We start from the raw sequence: 17,318 nt of genomic DNA on the forward strand, positions 1-17,318 counted from the left end.
GATTAATGAGACATACGCCAACCAAAATGATTAAAGATAATATAAATAAGGTGTTAATTTCGGCCATCCTGCTGCTTTCGATTGGCGTCCATGTTGCAAATGGAACAATTTCAGCGGTACAGCAGTTTACTGCACGTGGGCGGGTCGTTGATGCAAAGGACGGCTCACCGCTGTCGGGGGTGTCGATTGCCGTTAAAGGGGGAAGCCGTACGACGGTTAGCGACCGACAGGGCAACTTTGCTATTGAAGTACCTACGAACAGATCAGTACTGGTGTTTACCTTTGTTGGTTATGCGCTTCAAGAATACACGTTGGCCGGGGAACTAGCGAATCTCACCGTGTATATGGAACCCATGGTTACGGCGATAGACGAGGTGGAAATTTCCGTGCCTTATGGTACGGAAACCAAAGCATCAATTACGGGTTCTGCCGTCGTTATCAAGGGTGAACAACTGGCTGATCGGCCGCGGAGCACTTTTCAAACTTCTTTACAGGGTAATGTACCTGGACTCCAGGTAATGGAATCTACCGGGCAACCCGGAGCGGCCCCCACGGTTAGGCTGAGGGGGCTTACCTCGTTTTCCGGAACGGTTACGCCGCTTTATGTCATAGATGGAGTGCCTATGCTCACCCAGGGGGTTGCGGGACTGGCTTTCTCATCCAATAGCGGTGCAGGCATCAATCCAAATGATATTGAGGATATTACTGTGCTGAAAGACGGCTCGGCATCTTCCATCTACGGCTCCCAAGGGGCGAACGGCGTTATCCTCATAACTACCAAAAGTGGAAAGGCCGGGAAGACCCGCATTAATATGTCTGCAAATTATGGCCAGAACCGCATGGCTTTTGGCGACCGCGCCAAACCCCTGAACACCGCGGAAATGACGCAGTTACTGATTGAGGGGGTTATCAATAGTAACATTAACCCGACCTTGGAAGCCATTACGACCCCCGAAGCGGCTTACCTGTACTTGGTTCAGAATGGTCTTAACCCGGATGTTGATACGGACTGGACGGACGTCATCACCCAAATCGGGCAATATTCGCAGTACAATGTTTCTGCATCGGGCGGCAATGACAAAACCAACTTCTTTGTTTCGGGCGGATACTATAAGCAGGATGCCGTAACCAAGGGGCAGGGCTACGACCGGAAGACAGGCCGGTTGAATATCAACCACAAGGCCAATGACAAATTATCGTTTAACGGTCGAATCGCATTAACAGCCCAGCATTTGAATACCGTGCCGGGGGCCGGTACCGGCCAGAACCCGGTGAGAAGCCTGTATCGGTTTGTACCCTGGCTGTCTCCCCTGGATGAAAATGGCGAGTATAATTCTCAAATCACCTATAATCCATTGGTTGTGCAGAACGAGAATAGATACGAAACCCATATTTATCAAGCTATCGGCAATGTGGGGGCTGCTTATCAGTTTACGGATTATTTGACGTATGAAGGGAAGGCTGGTATTGATTTCCATTATTCCGATGATTACCGGTATTGGAGTCCAATCTGGCCGGATGGCCGGGGGGTAAACGGACGTGGCATGGAATATAATAGGTTGTGGAATAACTGGACGGTAAATAATATCCTACGATACAAGGATGACTTCGGCGACTTCGGTATCACAGCGACTTTGGGTCAGGAGGCTGCAAAACGCAACTTGAAGAGTGTCAGTACGCAAGCTCAGAACTTCGTGGCTGAAGATCTGTATACCCTGGCAAATACATCAGAGCCTTACATTGCCTGGAGCTCCCGGTCGCATGCGACGTTGGCTTCTTATTTCCTGAATACCAGTTTTAACTATCAGCAGAAGTACTATTTGAATGTTACCGGACGCCGTGATGGCTCGTCACGTTTCGGTAAACAGGTGAGATGGGCCAACTTCTGGTCGCTTGGCGCGTCATGGAATGTACACCGGGAAAGCTTTATGGAGAACTTAGATTTCGTCAACCAGCTGAAATTCCGGATCAGTTACGGTACCAGTGGTAACATGTTGGGCGAATATTACGGAGCTTTGGGTTTTTACTCAACCAACCAGAACTATATGGGCCAACCGGGCTTTGCCATCGGACAGATAGAGAGCGGGTTGCTTCAATGGGAGCTGAACAGGCCCCTGGATATTGGGCTGGAGTTTTCCGTGTTGAATAACCGGTTGAGCGGAACCTTCGATTGGTATACCCGGCAAACATCGCGGCTGATTCAGGATATGCCGGTGTCGCATACCAATGGCGTAACGCAATTGAACTTCAATGTGGGAGGTATGAAAAACTACGGTGTGGAAATCAGCTTGAGTTCACATAACGTCGTCGGCGAAAACGGGAGCTTTGATTGGCGTACGGATTTCAACATCACTACGCTCAACAATAAAATAACGGCTATCCAGGATGGCCGGCGTTATGAAGGCCGTTATGTGCGCGAAGTTGGGGGAGATTATTACCAATTCCGGATGCGGGGTTATGCAGGGGTCGAACGTACTACGGGACAGGCCTTGTGGTTTACGGACAGTACACGGACGGCCACAACCACAGAATTCAATCAGGCAGGCATCTTCAAGCAGGAAGGAAAGAGTGCTTTGGCTGATTTTTATGGGGGTTTTACCAATACGTTTTCCTACAGGGGTTTTTCACTTTCTGCCTTGATTTACTTCAACTGGGGCAATTTCGTTTATGACCCTTGGGGGCCATACACGCACTCAGACGGTTCGGCGATGCTGGGCGAAGCAGCGCTGATGAGCCGGATGGTGTATCGCCACCGCTGGCGGCAGCCGGGTGATGATGCCGAGTATCCCAAGATTGTATACGGAGGAAACCAATCGGGCCAAAACGACTATCATTCCACCCGGTTTCTTTACGATGGTAGTTACATTCGATTGCGTGATGTAACGCTATCCTATTCGCTCCCCGTACAGCGCCTGCGCCTGCCTTTTGCCAGCGCCAGTATTTATTTCCGGGCAAACAACCTCTACACCTGGGTCAAGGATGATTTGCTGCCCTACGACCCTGAGGTAGGCTACGGTGGCCAGTATGACCAGAACTTGCCCATCGCCAAACAGTATGCCTTGGGTATCGATATTTCGTTTAGGTAATTTATTTAATTTGAAATGGAAACAAAGATTCAGTATATGGTAAAGCTCCGTAGGTTGGCCGGCATGTTCCTCATGGTTTCGGCACTATGTTCGGGGTGCAGCGAGGGCTTCCTGGATGAAACCAACCCCCAGTCCGTCGGTTTCGATCACATCAAGGATTTGAAGTCACTCACAGCGGCAACCACCGGGGTGTACAACAGCTTTAACAACAGTAACTATTATGGGCGTACATTTGTCGTTTCGCCTGAATTGTTCGGCGACAACTCGTTCATCAGTATACGCAATGGCGGGAGATACCTCGGGCATGACCGGTTTACCGTCACCAATGGTGATGGTTATGTTACAGGGGCTTGGACGCAGATGAACCGTGTGGTTGCCAATGCAAATCTGGCCATTCAGGCAGGAAACCAACTGACTTTCCCGGAGGGACAGCGGGCAGCGGCCAACCAAATCATGGGCGAATTATATGCCTGCCGGGCACTGGCGTGGTTTGATATGGTCCGTTATTTCGCCCAGCCGTACAATTACACCGAAGATGCTTCGCATCTGGGAATACCGTTGGTCACTGAACCGCCGGGGGTAATCATCTCACCATCGAGGGGCACAGTGGCAGAGGCTTACACGCATATCGTGGCTGATTTATTGCGCGCCGAGGAGCTTTTGGGCAGCGCGAAGAAAAATGGCTATTTCAATAAAGCTGGCGCGCAGGCATTGCTGGCCAAGGTTTACCTGTACATGGAAGATTGGGAAAATGCCGAGATTTATGCGACGAAGGTGATTGAAGAAAGTGCAGGCTATACGTTGCTGTCCAATGCAGATTATGTGGCCAGTTGGGGGCAAAAATTCAGTGTTGAGTCTATCCTCGAAATCGGTATGCTGCCAACGGACAACAACGGCGCCAACAGTATAGGTTACCTGTCTGAACAAGGCGGATACGGAGAATGGTTGGCAACGAAGGAACTTTACGATACTTATTCGCAAACGGATATCCGTCGTAACCTCATCGTGCCAGGCTCACGGGAAAATGCCGAATCCGAAGCATACTTTATTAAAAAATACCCGTTGGGGGCTTCATCACGTGACGATAACATAAAAGTGCTTCGCCTATCGGAGGTATACCTCATCCGCGCGGAAGCCAGGGCAGAGCTAAGCAAAACGCAGCCAGATAAAGCGGCAGGTGCCTTAAGTGATCTGAATGCGATCGTAGGCCGTGCCGACCCTGAAGCAAGCGTGTCGGGCTTGCAGGGGGACGCGTTGGTTGAACGGATTATTTTGGAACGCCGGAAGGAACTGGCTTTTGAAGGCAACCGGTTATTTGACATAAACCGTAAAAAGATGTCTTTAGTGCATATACAGACGAATCAAATCCGGACATTCGAATATCCTAACAACCGGTTTATCATGCCGATTCCGTATGCGGAACGGAATGCTAATCCGAATATTCAGCCAAATCCTGGCTGGAATTAATCGGTGGAATGTTTAGGAATTAGAATGGATGGAACGTAAACTTATAAATTATTCTATTATGAATAGCGTTATGAAGAGGCATTTCGGCCATTTTTTTCACGCCGGTATTTGGATGCTCGCGTTGGCATTGGTGTTCACCTCCTGTAGCAAGCAGGATCTACAGCCGGATTTGCCTGACCTCCCGGAACCGGGTAGTAACCATGAATTTAGCCTTGCGCTGGTTGACGATCCCATCGTCGATTTCATGGCCCGCTACAACGTGCCTGGGGCGTCCGTCGCCATCAGTAGGAACGGGAAGCTGGTGTACGCAAAGGGTTACGGGTGGGCCGACCGGGAATCGGCTACGCCCGTGGATACTTCAAGCCTATTCAGAATCGCCAGCCTGTCCAAGTTTGTCACATCCGTAGGTATCATGACATTGATTGATAAAGGGCAACTGAATATGAACGACAAGGTGTTCGGCCCGGGCTCCATTCTGGGCGACGAATATGGCGGCGCCCCTTATCCTCAATATATCACCGATATCACGTTACGGAATGTTCTTCAGCATGAGATAGGCGGGTGGAACAACTCCAGCGGCGATCCCGCTTTCCAGCAGCCCGGTTTGAATGCCCGGGAGCTCATCGCATGGACAATAAGAAACCGACCGCTAACCGCAGCCCCGGGCACGAAACTGGACTACTCGAATTTAGGGTATATCCTCCTAGGGCGTATCATCGAAAAGGTGAGCGGCAAGCCGTATGTAGAATACATCCGGCAGGAAATATTTGACAAAGTGGGGATTAAAAATATGCAGATTGCCGGCGGAACGCTGGCAGAACGGAAACCCAATGAAGTAAAGTACTATGGCCAGCATGGGCAGAACCCGTATGGATACGCCGCCGGAGTTGTTCCCCGGCTCGAGGCCTGTGGAGGGTGGATAGCGTCGGCAATCGATTACCTGCGGATGGTTGTGCATGTCGATGGGCTACCGTCCCCGTCCGATATATTGAGCCCGGCAACCATCGAAGTCATGTCAACACCTTCACCTAATTCTGTCTACGCCTGCGGTATACGCATCAGTGCGGTCAACAAGAACTGGTGGCATGGCGGAGGACTTGCCGGAACCCGCACCTGGATGGTGAAGGCGTCCAATGGTTTCGCCTGGACGATTTTTTTCAACACCCGCAATACATCAGACGGATTTGATAATGCAGTGAATGAATTGGTCTGGCCTGCAGTGAACAACGCATCCACCAACTGGCCTGATATAGACATGTTTTGATTTGAGGCAGCAAGGGTGTAGGTTTTACATTCGTCGGCACGCCGCCGTTCCGGAGCACAAAACAGGTATGATCGTAATCGCCGAACAGCAAATAAGGGAAATACTTAATCATCGGTCGCTTATCGATGCATTGGCAACAGGGTTCAGGGAACGGTATGAACAGCCCGATCGCCATCATCATTTTTATCGGCCAGCTGGAAGTTCCGAAAACACACTGCTCTTGATGCCGGCATGGAACGATACTTATATAGGGGTTAAGCAAGTGGTTTCTGCTCCCGGAAATGGGGCAAAAGGTATACCCACCATCCATGGTTTATACAGCTTAATGGATGCGCGCACAGGTCAGCTGATGGCGGTGATGGATGCCGGCCGTTTGACGGCCATACGTACAGCGTGTGCTTCAGCATTGGCAGCCCGTTACCTGGCCCCGGCACACCCAACAACCCTGCTTGTGATAGGAGGGGGTAAAGTGGCCAGCGAGTTGATACCCGCGCATCTGGCCGTGAGGGATTATCAAAAGGTGCTGGTGTGGACACGCCGTAAGGAGGCTTTTGACACGTTTAAACGCGGGCTGTTACCATTGTCCGTGCCCGTAATCTGGGAGCGGCACTTGGAGGAAGCCGTCAGAAAGGCGGATGTTATTTCATGTGCTACGCTTTCCGAAGTGCCGCTGGTTAAAGGAGCGTGGCTTCGGGCCGGTCAACACCTGGATTTGATAGGCTCATTCAAGATGGGGATGCGCGAGGCGGACAACCTTGCTGTCAGCAAAAGCAGCATCTTTGTTGACTCAAGGTACGGGGCGTTGAACGAGTCCGGCGAACTGGGAATCCCGGCCCGTGAAGGTGTGATCGGCCAACGGGATATTTTAGCGGATATAAAGGAATTGTGCAGGGAAGAACACGATGGGCGGACAACTCCGGAAGAAATCACCCTGTTTAAGTCTGTCGGCTTAGCTATCGAAGATTTGGTGGCTGCGTCATTGGTATACAAATCGGTATCGTCTCGCTAATGATCCAACTGGTCCGGATAGTTGGATACGTTTGACGTTTGTTTAACTTTGGATATTGAAAACCTTTCGAATGAAGATGAAATTTTATGTAAAGATTTGTATTCCGGCATTTTTTGTGTTGTCCTGCGCCCAGCAGCCCAACAACGCGGACTATCTGAAAGTGCACCAGAAAGCACTGTTGGCCGATATTCACAACGATGCGATATATACTACGTCCGTTTCGCGGGGTATTGACATTTCCGCGCGCAACGAGGTTGGTGATACCGACTTGGATCGGCTCAAAGACGGCGGCGTCGGGCTGCAGGTGTTTGTACTTTTCTGCGACGGGGAATACGGTCCGGGCACCGCGTTTAGTTTCGCCAACCGAATGGCCGATTCACTGGACAGCGTAGTGGCCCGCAATCCGGACAAGGTAGCGTATGCTCATCGTGCTGACGATGTGGAGCGCATCACGTCCTCGGGAAAAATAGCGGCATTAATGGCTGTCGAAGGAGGACATATGATTGAAGATCGGCTGGACTACCTTGATAGCCTTTACAGGCGGGGCATGAAATACCTTACCCTTACCTGGAACAACAGCACCACATGGGCCACGTCTGCTGCCGATGAAACTGACCCGGAACGTGAATTGTCGCACAAAGGCCTTACGCGATTCGGTGAAGAGGTGGTAAAACGGCTAAATGAACTGGGGGTGATGATAGACCTTTCCCATGCCGGCGAGCAGACGTTTTATGATGTGTTGCGGGTTTCGTCTAAACCCGTGATGGCTACACACAGCAACTGTTATGCTTTGGCTCCTCATCCCCGGAACCTGAAAGATGAACAGATAAAGGCGATAAAGGAAAACGGTGGACTGATAGGTGTTAATTTTTATTCGGGCTTCATTGATCCCGATTATAATCGCCGCAAGGATAGTCTGCTGGCCTACCACCAGTCGGTATACGACAGCCTCTTGGCTAAGCATGAGGGCAATGCCATGCACGCCGCACGTGAGCTCATCAGCGGCTTGCCTAAGGCACAGCAAGATGGCATACGTCCCCCATTGTCGATGATGATTGACCATATCGATCATATCGTGGAATTGATTGGAGTGGACCACGTAGCAATAGGCAGCGATTTTGACGGTGCGGAATCGTTTGTCGGAGAAATGGACGATGTGTCGTCATTTCCGAAACTCACCAAGGCCCTGCTTGAACGGGGATATAGCGAGGCGGATGTCCTGAAGATCTTGGGGGGCAATTTTATGCGAGTATTCCGTGCAAATCAGTCTGCCTCGCTCGCTTTGCCGGCATCTATCCAATCATCAGCGAGGGAAGCCAACTACGAAAAATACGGCGCGAACACGGTCTCATCCGTCACAGATTACCTGGTCCAGGTGGAGCAAAATCCCGAGCAGGCATTGGTTGACCTCCGGACGTACCTTCCCGGTGCGCAATTTGAGGTGGTTTATGCCACAAATAACAACTTCATGCGCCGGCCGGTGTATACCCAGGAGGCGGCATATCTACGGTTGCCAGCGGCAAAAGCCCTGCAGGCCGTTCAAGCTGAATTGAAACAAAAGGGCTATGGACTGAAGATTTGGGATGCCTACCGGCCTTATGGCGTCACCGTGGCGTTCTACGAAGAAGTGCTGGACTCCACGTTCGTGGCTTCCCCCTACACGGGATCAAGGCACAATAGGGGGTGCGCTGTGGATCTCACGCTCGTGGATTTGTCCACGGGTAAAGAGCTGCCTATGCCTACGGGATTTGACGACTTTGTTCCAGAAGCTCATGTGGACTATGCGGGGTTGCCGGAGGCGGTCATTGCCAACCGGGAATTGCTAAAGGGAACAATGACGAAACACGGGTTCGATACCTACCCCGATGAGTGGTGGCACTATGATTTCAACGGATGGGAAAAATTTCCCTTAATGGATTTAACATTTGAGGAACTGGAAGAAACACGGTGAACGGCTCAGCGAAAACCACTATTGAAGGGCAGCAAAGCTTAAAACGAACGCTGGGCCTTTTTGATTCTACGATGTTGGTTGCGGGGTCGATGATTGGCTCGGGCATTTTCATCGTCTCTGCCGAGGTGATGCGCGATGTCGGTGGGGCAGGGTACATGATGCTTTTATGGGGTATGGCAGGTGTCATCACGTTGATTGCCGCGCTCAGCTATGGCGAATTGGCCGCCATGATGCCAAAGGCGGGGGGGCAATACATCTACCTGAGGGAATCGTACAACCGGATGACGGGCTTTTTATATGGGTGGACGATATTTTTTGTGGTCCAAACCGGAGTGGCCGCTGCGGTAGCTATCGCCTTTGCTCGGTTTACCGGCGTTTTGGTGCCTTGGGTGAGTCCGTCAAACGTATTGTTCTCGGTTGGTTTTAACATTACTTCGCAGGATCTATTGGCTGTATCGGTCGTTGTTTTTCTCACATGGGTCAATCTACAAGGCGTGAAAAGCGGCAAACTGGTACAGGGTGTTTTTACCGTAGCCAAAATATGGGCATTGCTGGCTATCATCGTGGTGGGCGTATGGGCCGGTTACGGAAGCGGTTATTGGCCGTTGAACATGGAGCACGCATGGGATGCATTCCGGACGACTACCCGTGCCGGTCATACCGAAGGGGTTTTTATGGAACCGCTTAAGGGATGGCAGTTATTGGGTGTGTTAGGATGTGCGTTGGTAGGCCCGTTATTCGCCAGCGAAGCTTGGAACAACATTACCTATACAGCGGGGGAAGTCATCAATCCCCGTAAGAATATTCCATTGAGCCTTTTTTTGGGCACGCTGACGGTCACCGTGCTTTATCTGTTGGTCAATGTGGCTTACCTGATGCTACTGCCTGCCCAAGGCAATCCAGACGCCCCCGATGTCATTGGCCGGGGTATCATGTTTGCTGCGGACGACCGGGTCGGTACGGCAGCCTTCGCCACCGTGTTTGGTGATGCAGCGGTCGCCGTCATAGCCGTGCTAATCATGGTTTCCACGTTTGGTGCCTGCAACGCATTGATTCTGGCCGGAGCACGGCTGTATTATGCAATGGCCAAAGATGGGCTGTTTCTGTCAAGGGCGGGACAGATCAACGACCGGGGCGTACCCGGTTTTGCGCTGGTTGCCCAGTGCGTCTGGACATGTCTGCTGTGTCTTACCGGTACTTACAGTGCTTTGATCGCTTACGCCATTTTCGCGCAGCTCATTTTCTATATACTTACGGTAGGGGGGGTATTGCTGTTGCGGCGGAAAAAGCCACATGAATATCGGCCTTATAAAGCGTTCGGTTACCCCGTACTGCCCGTTGTGTACATGCTGCTGGCGGCTGGAATATGTGTTTCCCTGCTGATATACAGGCCAGCAACGAGTTGGCCAGGGGTGGTCATCGTACTGTTGGGAGCGCCCGTGTACGTTTGGATCAATCGTAAAAATGTAAACCTACAAAAGCCAAAATAATGAAATTTGTACAGCGTAAATTATGGATAGCCATTGTTGCAGTCGTCGTCCTTTGGGAGGAGAGTACGGCGCAGTCACCCGATGTGTTGCCACGGGGCTTTGATCAGTATGTACAGCGGGTGCTGGAAACCTTTGAGGTGCCGGGCATGGCCCTGGCCGTGGTTAAAGACGGCGAGGTGGCCTTGGCAAAAGGGTATGGCGTACGCAGGATGGACGATCCCGCAGGGGTTGATGAACATACACTTTTTCCCATCGCTTCCAACTCAAAGGCATTTACCGGCGCAGCACTGGCTATGCTGGTAGAAGAAGGTAAGCTGGAATGGGATAAACCGGTGGTCGAATACCTCCCTTGGTTTAAGCTTTCGGATCCCTTGGTAACCAATGAGCTAAGTGTGTGCGATCTATTGGTGCACCGCAGCGGCATTGCTCCATATGCGGGCGACCTGCTCCAGTTCCCGCCAACCACCTATACACGCCGGGAATTGGTAGAACGCCTTCGCTACCTGCCTTTGGCCACCAGCTTTCGAAGTGCGTATGCTTATGACAATGTGCTTTATCTGGTGGCAGGTTTGCTTATCGAGGAAGTGTCTGGAATGATGTGGGAAGAATTTATTCGACAACGGATTTTCGAAAAAGTAGGGATGGAGACGAGCATATCTCGGTTTTCCAAATTTAAAGGGGTTCAAAATGGCGCGGCCTCCCATGCTCGTGTTGGTGGCAAACTGCGGGTGTTAGAGAATTTTTTCGAACAAGGACTGGGAGACATTTCCAATCCGGCTGGAGGCATTGTTTCCAATGCGGCCGACATGGCCAAGTGGCTGCTCACACAGCTGGATTCCGGCAGAACACCGAAAGGCGAACACCTTTTATCATCGGCGTCGGTCGAGAATCTGTGGCGGGGGATAACCCCCATGCCTATACCTAAAGTGCCGGAATGGATAGCGCCTGCCCAGTCAGATTTTAACGCCTATGCGCTGGGCTTCAGGGTGCATACTTATCGTCATGTAAAGGCCGTGACACACGGCGGTAAATTGGATGGTTTCGTGTCTTGTGTCATGTTCTTCCCCGACCTTGATTTAGGTATTTGTGTATTGACTAATCAGGAAAGCACCAACGCCTATATGGCAGTGATTAACGCTGTTGTAGACCACGTAATGGGTGCGGAACCGTTTGATTGGATTACCGGTTACCGAAGGCAAGAAGATCGCCGTTTTCAATACATAGCCAATCAAGAACGCGCGGCTGTGAACCAACGTGCCACCGGATCGGGACCTTCACTGCCCATCGCAGCCTATGCAGGCAGCTACCGTGATGCTTGGTATGGCGATATAAGTATTATGGAGGAAGATGGTCAGCTCGTGATGCGTTTTGAGCATACCCCCTTATTGGTCGGCGAAATGGAGCATTGGCAGTATGACACTTTCGTTGTGCGGTGGCAAAACAGAGATCTTCGGGCCGACGCGTATGTGACATTTTCGCTCGACCATGACGGAAGCATTCACCGCGTACGAATGAAAGCGGTATCGCCGGTCACTGACGTGAGCTACGATTTTCATGATCTCGATATTTATCCCGTAAAGGATTAGTGTGCTTTCTGTCATCCAAAACGAAGCATATCCAATTTCGTTGAAACCATCTCATTTTCCAATTGCAGCCCCAATGCATGGAAGTCTTCGGTACCAACGGGCTGTTCGAACTTGCCGCCGGCCAGGCGGTGGATGAAGTCGCACGATCCGGAGAGCGTAGCATAGATATGCGAAGCGAGGAAAACTGTCTTCTTTTGTTCACCAAGCCTTCTGATGATGGCGGTAATCAGCATGTTGCTTTCCAGATCAACACCATTAAAAGGTTCGTCAAAGATAAACACCTCGTTTCGCTGTAGCAGCACCGCCGTGAGGGCGAGCTTTTTCAGCATGCCGGTAGAGTATTGCGCGGCATAGCGGTCCAATGGTAGGTCAAAGGCATTATGTTTGTCAATGTCAATATCCCTGATGTTTCTTGCAAGGCAATGGAACCGCAGGTATTCCCTGCCTGTTATCCGCTTGAAAACAAACGGATCGGTAGGTAGATAGCCGATAGCGCCGTGCATGCCGGATAGGCCCTTTATCTGGCCGCTGTATTTTTCCAATCCGGTAAGGCACCGGAAAAATGTCGACTTCCCGGCCCCGTTCGCTCCGATAATGCCGTGTACTTTGCCCATCTCAAAGTGATGATGGATGCCGTGAAGCACGGTTACGTCTCCGTAGATTTTTGTCAGTCCCTCGATGGTAATCATTGCAGCAGTTGTTTTAGGTTCCGGCGCGACCGCTGGAACAAGAACGGTAAGAAAACCAGGTATAACGGAGGTAACCATACCACTAATGACACCACCAGCACATGCATCAGGTTCACTTCGTGGGGGAACGCCCAGTATTTAGCCATGATAACAGCCGTCAGGTACAACAGCCCCAGTAAAACCACTGTACATAGCCACCCCACGTCTTCTGGGAAAAAGATTAGCAGCGCGATAGCAATCGGAGCGGTCACAGCCGCGCATAGCGCCAATCCGGTACCGATTTTCTTTATAAGGAATGCCGTCGGGCTGCACTGGTGTACCCATACATAAGTCCGGTCTTCCAGTGGGGAGTAAAAGGCCGAGCATACGAAGAAAAGCACTGTCAACATCGCCAAGCCCAGTCCGAACCTATCCGCATAACAAGCATAAGCGACCAGCAGATAGGTTCCTGCAAGCACCGGCAGGTACTTACGGAAGCCCATCGGAAACTCAAAAGGATATTTGGAAAAAGGTGTCGGCAATGGCCCGCCGGTAATCCGGCGGGGTTTGGCGAAGCCGGAGGCGGTACCAATCAGCAGGCTAGCCGAACAGGTCTCAAAATAGCCGTTTATCGCAAGGAACCCCGCGAACGGCAAACTCGCAAAGAGGTTTTCAAGTACCCTGATCTGTACCGTGCGGGCAGCACCAAGGGCGGTTACCAGATAACGGTGCTTCTCATAATGAGCCATGCCGGCCAGTACCGTTGCCAGCAGCACAAGGTAAACATATTCAGGATAATCGGGCAGCCGGAATACGCCTATCGAAACACCGGCGAACAAAACAAGGGCGATAAGGTAGCCTACGTAGAACGGCACCCCGGCTTCCTCAATCCGCCGGTTAAGCATCAACACCTGCAACCTGAAATAATTCCGGAATACCATGATACCGCAAATATACTGTAAAAGCGGTAGCGGTCAAACCGTTGACTTGGCGAAAGGAGGATATCCTTATGTTCAATTTATCGTAACTTTGGTCGATTCATGAAAACGTTTCAGGCAAAAATAGATTGGTGGCTCTTCATACCAATTGCTGCGCTTCTGGTGGGCAGTACGGTACCATTGGTCATGCTGGCCTTAGTGGGGGCAGATCCAAAGGCCAAAGTCACGGGATGGCTCTTCACGGTATTTATGTTGGGTGCTTCCGCTTGTTGTATTCCTCTTTTTCTGGCTACCCGATACATTATTGAAGGCGAACACCTCACCATCAAAGCCGGCCTGTTTTATAAAAAGCACATCCCGATCTCCGCTATCCGTAAAATCAGCGAAACGCGTAATCCCATCAGTGCTCCGGCGCCGTCGTTGGACAGGCTTGAGATCCACTACAACCGCTTCGACAGTGTCGTTATCTCGCCAAAAGATAAGTGGGCAATGATCACTGAATTGACCCAGCGGAATCCGTCTATCGAGGTGAACAGGAAACCATCGTAATACCCACTGAGTGGATCTAACGAGCGGGAGCCCGGCTTATGCAGGCGGAATCCAATCCTCGGATTTTCCGGTGGGATTTTCCCTTCCAAATCCCTCAAACACGAAAAAACCCCGCCTATCATCGATAGGAGGGGTTTCCATCCGGAGCGAAAGACGAGGTTCGAACTCGCGACCTCAACCTTGGCAAGGTTGCGCTCTACCAACTGAGCTACTTTCGCTTGCTGTTTGTGGATGCAAATATAGTGTAGATTTCGGCTACTGTCAACAGTTTTTTTAAAAAAATCACAAGTCGTTGTCATTCAATATTTCCATGATGATTTCGCTTTCGAAACCCCTGCCCAGCGCATATTGCATCAGCTTGTGTTTGCGTTTATAAGGGTGGTTCTCGCGCTCACCGCGGGCTTTTGTTTGCAAAAGATCATGGAGTTTTGCCCGGTATTCCCGTTCGTCCAGACTGGCCAGGGCGATGCGGATGAGCGGGGGCGACACGGATTTCTGCTGCAATCCTTGCTTGATTTTGTGGCGGCCCCACCCTTTCATCCTGAATTTGCCCGAAGTGTAGGCCAGGGCAAAACGTTCCTCGTTAAGGAAGTCTTCGGCAATCAGGTCGGCTATGATGGCTTCCACGTCGGTTTTGTGCAGTCCCAGGCTGTACAGCTTGTCGCGTACTTCCTGCTGTGATCGTTCTTGGTATGCACAATACGCTTCGGCTTTGGATTTGGCCTGTTGCGGCGTCATCGCCCGGGGTTTGTGTTCACGGAAATGGTCCATACGGGCCAAAATGGGAAAAAATTGGTGCAGTCACTAAAAAATGTTGAAATTCGTGCCATGGCTATACCGGAGCAGTTTTATACCGTTCAGCACATCGCTGATGTGCTCAGCCCTGTACGGGTCTTCCTGCCGTCGCCGGCGGCAGCGGTAAGTTCGCTCCTGTACGACAGCCGCAAGCTGTCGGACGCCGGCAACGGGCTGTTCTTTGCCCTCAAGGGGCGGCGCAATGGGCATGCTTATATCGGCGATGCCTATGCGGCGGGTGTCCGTAATTTTGTGGTGGCCGAAGGGGAAGAGGCCGCTGCCGCGCTTCCTCATGCCAACGTTATTGTGGTGCGGGATACGCTGGACGCGTTGCAGACCCTGGCGGCATACCATCGCAGCCGGTTTTCATATCCGGTTATCGGCATTACGGGCAGCAATGGCAAAACCATCGTAAAGGAGTGGTTGAGGCAACTGCTGTCGCCGGAATTCCGCATTGTCCGCAGTCCTAAAAGTTATAATTCGCAAATTGGGGTGGCGCTGTCGCTATGGCAGTTAGACGGCACGCATAACCTGGCCATCATCGAGGCGGGGATAAGCCAGCCCGGCGAGATGCAATCGTTGCAGCGCATGATCCGGCCTGATATTGCGGTGCTGACGAACATTGGCCCGGCGCATGACGAGGGGTTTGCTTCCCGGAACGATAAGGTTGCCGAGAAGCTCCGGCTGTTTGAGGGAGCCGGTACCGTGGTATATTCGCCGGGTTACCTGCATGGCATGGCCGTGCCGCCCGCCACAACCCGCGTTACTTGGGGACATGGGGACGCCGCGTTGCAGGTGCTCCGCCATGAGCGGATAGGCGACCGCCGCTGCCGGATATACGGGCGCTACCGCGGGAACGAGATGGATATCACCATTCCTTTCACGGATGAGGCCTCACGGGAGAATGCCACCTGTTGCTGGGCCGTGATGCTGGCGATGGGGTATGCTCCGGCGGTTGTGGCCGAACGGATGGCCGGACTCCAGCCCGTGGAGATGCGGCTGGAGATGAAACGGGGTATCAATAGCTGCACGTTGGTGGATGATAGCTACAGCAACGACCTGGCTTCTCTTGCCATCGCGCTGGATTTTCTCCGGCAGCAGCATCAGCATCCTTCCCGTACGCTGGTATTGTCGGATATCCCCGGTACGTGGGGTCGTGAAGATGAAGTTTACGAAAAGGTACTTAAGTTATTGGTTAATAATAATATTAACCGATTGATTACTGTAGGGGAGGGACTGGCCGCGCAGGCGTCGCGATTCCGGGGATTGCGGCATGAGGCGTTCGCCAACACGGAAGCGCTGCTTGAGGCGCTGCCGGGCATGGATTTCCATGACGAGATAGTACTGCTAAAGGGCGCGAGGGTGTTTGCGTTTGAACGCATTAGCCAATTGCTGGCAGCGAAACTGCATGACACCGTGCTGGAGATTAATCTGAACGCGCTGGAACATAACCTGGGCCGGTTTAAATCGCTGTTGCCGGCACAGGTCAAGTTGATGGCCATGGTTAAGGCGTTTTCCTATGGCAGCGGCAGTTTCGAGGTGGCTAATCTTCTTCAGTTCAATAAAGTGGATTGCCTGGCCGTGGCTTATGTGGATGAAGGCGTTGAGCTGCGCAAGGCGGGTATTTACCTGCCCATTATGGTAATGAACCCAAGCCCTGCTGCGATAGGGCTGTTGCTCAGGTATGAACTGGAGCCTGAAGTATATAGCTTTTCGGTGTTGGCTGATTTGGTGCGGGAATTGTCCAATAGGGGCATGACCGGATATCCCGTCCACGTTAAGATAGATACAGGGATGCATCGGTTGGGGTTCGGCGTGAACGATATCGATAAGTTAGCGAGTGATTTATCTAAAACAAATGCAGTAAAAGTTAAATCTGTGTTTTCTCATCTGGCGGCTGCGGGCGAAGCGGAACACGACGCATTTACCGAAACGCAATTGGCGGCATTCCACGGCGCGGTAAGCCGGTTGAGTGCGGCGCTGGGCTATCCGTTTATCCGTCATATTGCCAATACCGCGGCTATCCAGCGGTGGCCCGGGGCACATCTGGATATGGTTCGTTTAGGCATCGGTTTATACGGGATTCATAATGCGGCTAAGCGTTCCTTGCACCTGCAACAGGTATGTACATTAAAAACCGCGATTGCGCAGCTCCGGATAGTGCCGGCCGGCGAAAGTGTGGGGTATGGCCGCAAGGGTGTGCTGGCGAGGGAGAGCAGTATAGCGACGGTAAATATCGGGTATGCCGATGGTTATGACCGGCGGTTCGGGAACGGGGTGGGCAGCATGGTCGTTAATGGTAGAACCGTGCCTACGGTGGGGGATATCTGTATGGACATGGCGATGCTGGATGTCACGGGGGTGGAAGCACGGGAAGGCGATGAAGTAATTGTTTTCGGAGATTTGGCAGGGCAGGCGGCTGCTATAGGTACTATTCCGTATGAACTGCTGGCAGGTATCTCACAGCGGGTCAAACGGGTATATTTTTATGGTTAAACGGGTGGTTTATTAGAGG

12 protein-coding genes and 1 tRNA gene are annotated in these 17,318 nt (G+C 51.7%); 9 read left to right on the plus strand and 4 right to left on the minus strand.

The features are described from left to right. Nucleotides 1-26 precede the first annotated feature (26 nt). The 7 genes from BM030_RS16215 to BM030_RS16245 all read left to right on the plus strand — a co-directional run bounded on the left by BM030_RS16215 (nt 27) and on the right by BM030_RS16245 (nt 11,853). Nucleotides 27-3,086 (plus strand): SusC/RagA family TonB-linked outer membrane protein, encoded by a 3,060-nt coding sequence (locus BM030_RS16215; RefSeq protein ID WP_170845781.1) that lies wholly within the window; start codon nt 27-29, stop codon nt 3,084-3,086. A 15-nt stretch (nt 3,087-3,101) separates the two neighbouring features. Next, nucleotides 3,102-4,553 carry a RagB/SusD family nutrient uptake outer membrane protein gene (locus tag BM030_RS16220; RefSeq protein ID WP_090974660.1) on the plus strand — a complete coding sequence of 484 codons (1,452 nt, stop codon included), beginning with the start codon at nt 3,102-3,104 and terminating at the stop codon, nt 4,551-4,553. A 70-nt stretch (nt 4,554-4,623) separates the two neighbouring features. Then, nucleotides 4,624-5,817: a serine hydrolase domain-containing protein gene (locus tag BM030_RS16225; RefSeq protein ID WP_170845782.1), complete on the plus strand. Its 1,194-nt coding sequence runs from the start codon at nt 4,624-4,626 to the stop codon at nt 5,815-5,817. A 67-nt stretch (nt 5,818-5,884) separates the two neighbouring features. Continuing rightward, the gene (locus tag BM030_RS16230; protein ID WP_090974662.1) at nt 5,885-6,826 is read left to right on the plus strand and encodes a bifunctional Delta(1)-pyrroline-2-carboxylate/Delta(1)-piperideine-2-carboxylate reductase; all 942 of its coding nucleotides are present in this window, start codon (nt 5,885-5,887) and stop codon (nt 6,824-6,826) included. A gap of 70 nt (nt 6,827-6,896) precedes the next feature. Further along, nucleotides 6,897-8,777 (plus strand): membrane dipeptidase, encoded by a 1,881-nt coding sequence (locus BM030_RS16235; RefSeq protein WP_090974663.1) that lies wholly within the window; start codon nt 6,897-6,899, stop codon nt 8,775-8,777. Beyond that, nucleotides 8,774-10,267, plus strand: a complete 1,494-nt coding sequence (locus tag BM030_RS16240) for an APC family permease (protein WP_244519008.1) — start codon at nt 8,774-8,776, stop codon at nt 10,265-10,267. The genes BM030_RS16235 and BM030_RS16240 overlap by 4 nt, the downstream gene beginning before the upstream one ends. Beyond that, complete coding sequence (locus tag BM030_RS16245; RefSeq protein WP_090974664.1) at nt 10,267-11,853, plus strand: serine hydrolase; 1,587 nt, start codon at nt 10,267-10,269, stop codon at nt 11,851-11,853. The genes BM030_RS16240 and BM030_RS16245 overlap by 1 nt, the downstream gene beginning before the upstream one ends. Before the next feature lie 11 nt (nt 11,854-11,864). Here the strand turns inward: BM030_RS16245 and BM030_RS16250 are convergent, their stop codons facing one another. Next, entirely contained in the window at nt 11,865-12,542 is a 678-nt protein-coding gene (locus tag BM030_RS16250) for an ATP-binding cassette domain-containing protein (protein ID WP_090974665.1), read from the minus strand. Then, complete coding sequence (locus BM030_RS16255; protein WP_090974666.1) at nt 12,539-13,462, minus strand: hypothetical protein; 924 nt, start codon at nt 13,460-13,462, stop codon at nt 12,539-12,541. Before BM030_RS16255 ends, BM030_RS16250 begins: the two co-directional genes overlap by 4 nt. A gap of 99 nt (nt 13,463-13,561) precedes the next feature. Here BM030_RS16255 and BM030_RS16260 point away from each other — a divergent pair, with 99 nt between their 5' ends. Further along, nucleotides 13,562-14,008 carry a PH domain-containing protein gene (locus BM030_RS16260; protein ID WP_211657639.1) on the plus strand — a complete coding sequence of 149 codons (447 nt, stop codon included), beginning with the start codon at nt 13,562-13,564 and terminating at the stop codon, nt 14,006-14,008. Between the two features lie 145 nt (nt 14,009-14,153). On the opposite strand, the gene BM030_RS16265 is transcribed toward BM030_RS16260, so the two are convergent. Both BM030_RS16265 and BM030_RS16270 read right to left on the minus strand, forming a co-directional pair. Beyond that, nucleotides 14,154-14,226, minus strand: a tRNA-Gly gene (locus tag BM030_RS16265). A gap of 64 nt (nt 14,227-14,290) precedes the next feature. Then, entirely contained in the window at nt 14,291-14,779 is a 489-nt protein-coding gene (locus BM030_RS16270) for a regulatory protein RecX (RefSeq protein ID WP_090974667.1), read from the minus strand. A 57-nt stretch (nt 14,780-14,836) separates the two neighbouring features. On the opposite strand from BM030_RS16270, the gene BM030_RS16275 reads away from it, so the two are divergent. Then, complete coding sequence (locus BM030_RS16275; protein ID WP_090974668.1) at nt 14,837-17,299, plus strand: bifunctional UDP-N-acetylmuramoyl-tripeptide:D-alanyl-D-alanine ligase/alanine racemase; 2,463 nt, start codon at nt 14,837-14,839, stop codon at nt 17,297-17,299. The last annotated feature ends 19 nt before the right edge of the window (nt 17,300-17,318 follow it).

The organism is Parapedobacter composti (genome assembly GCF_900112315.1).
GTDB classification, from domain to species: Bacteria; Bacteroidota; Bacteroidia; order Sphingobacteriales; family Sphingobacteriaceae; genus Parapedobacter; species Parapedobacter composti.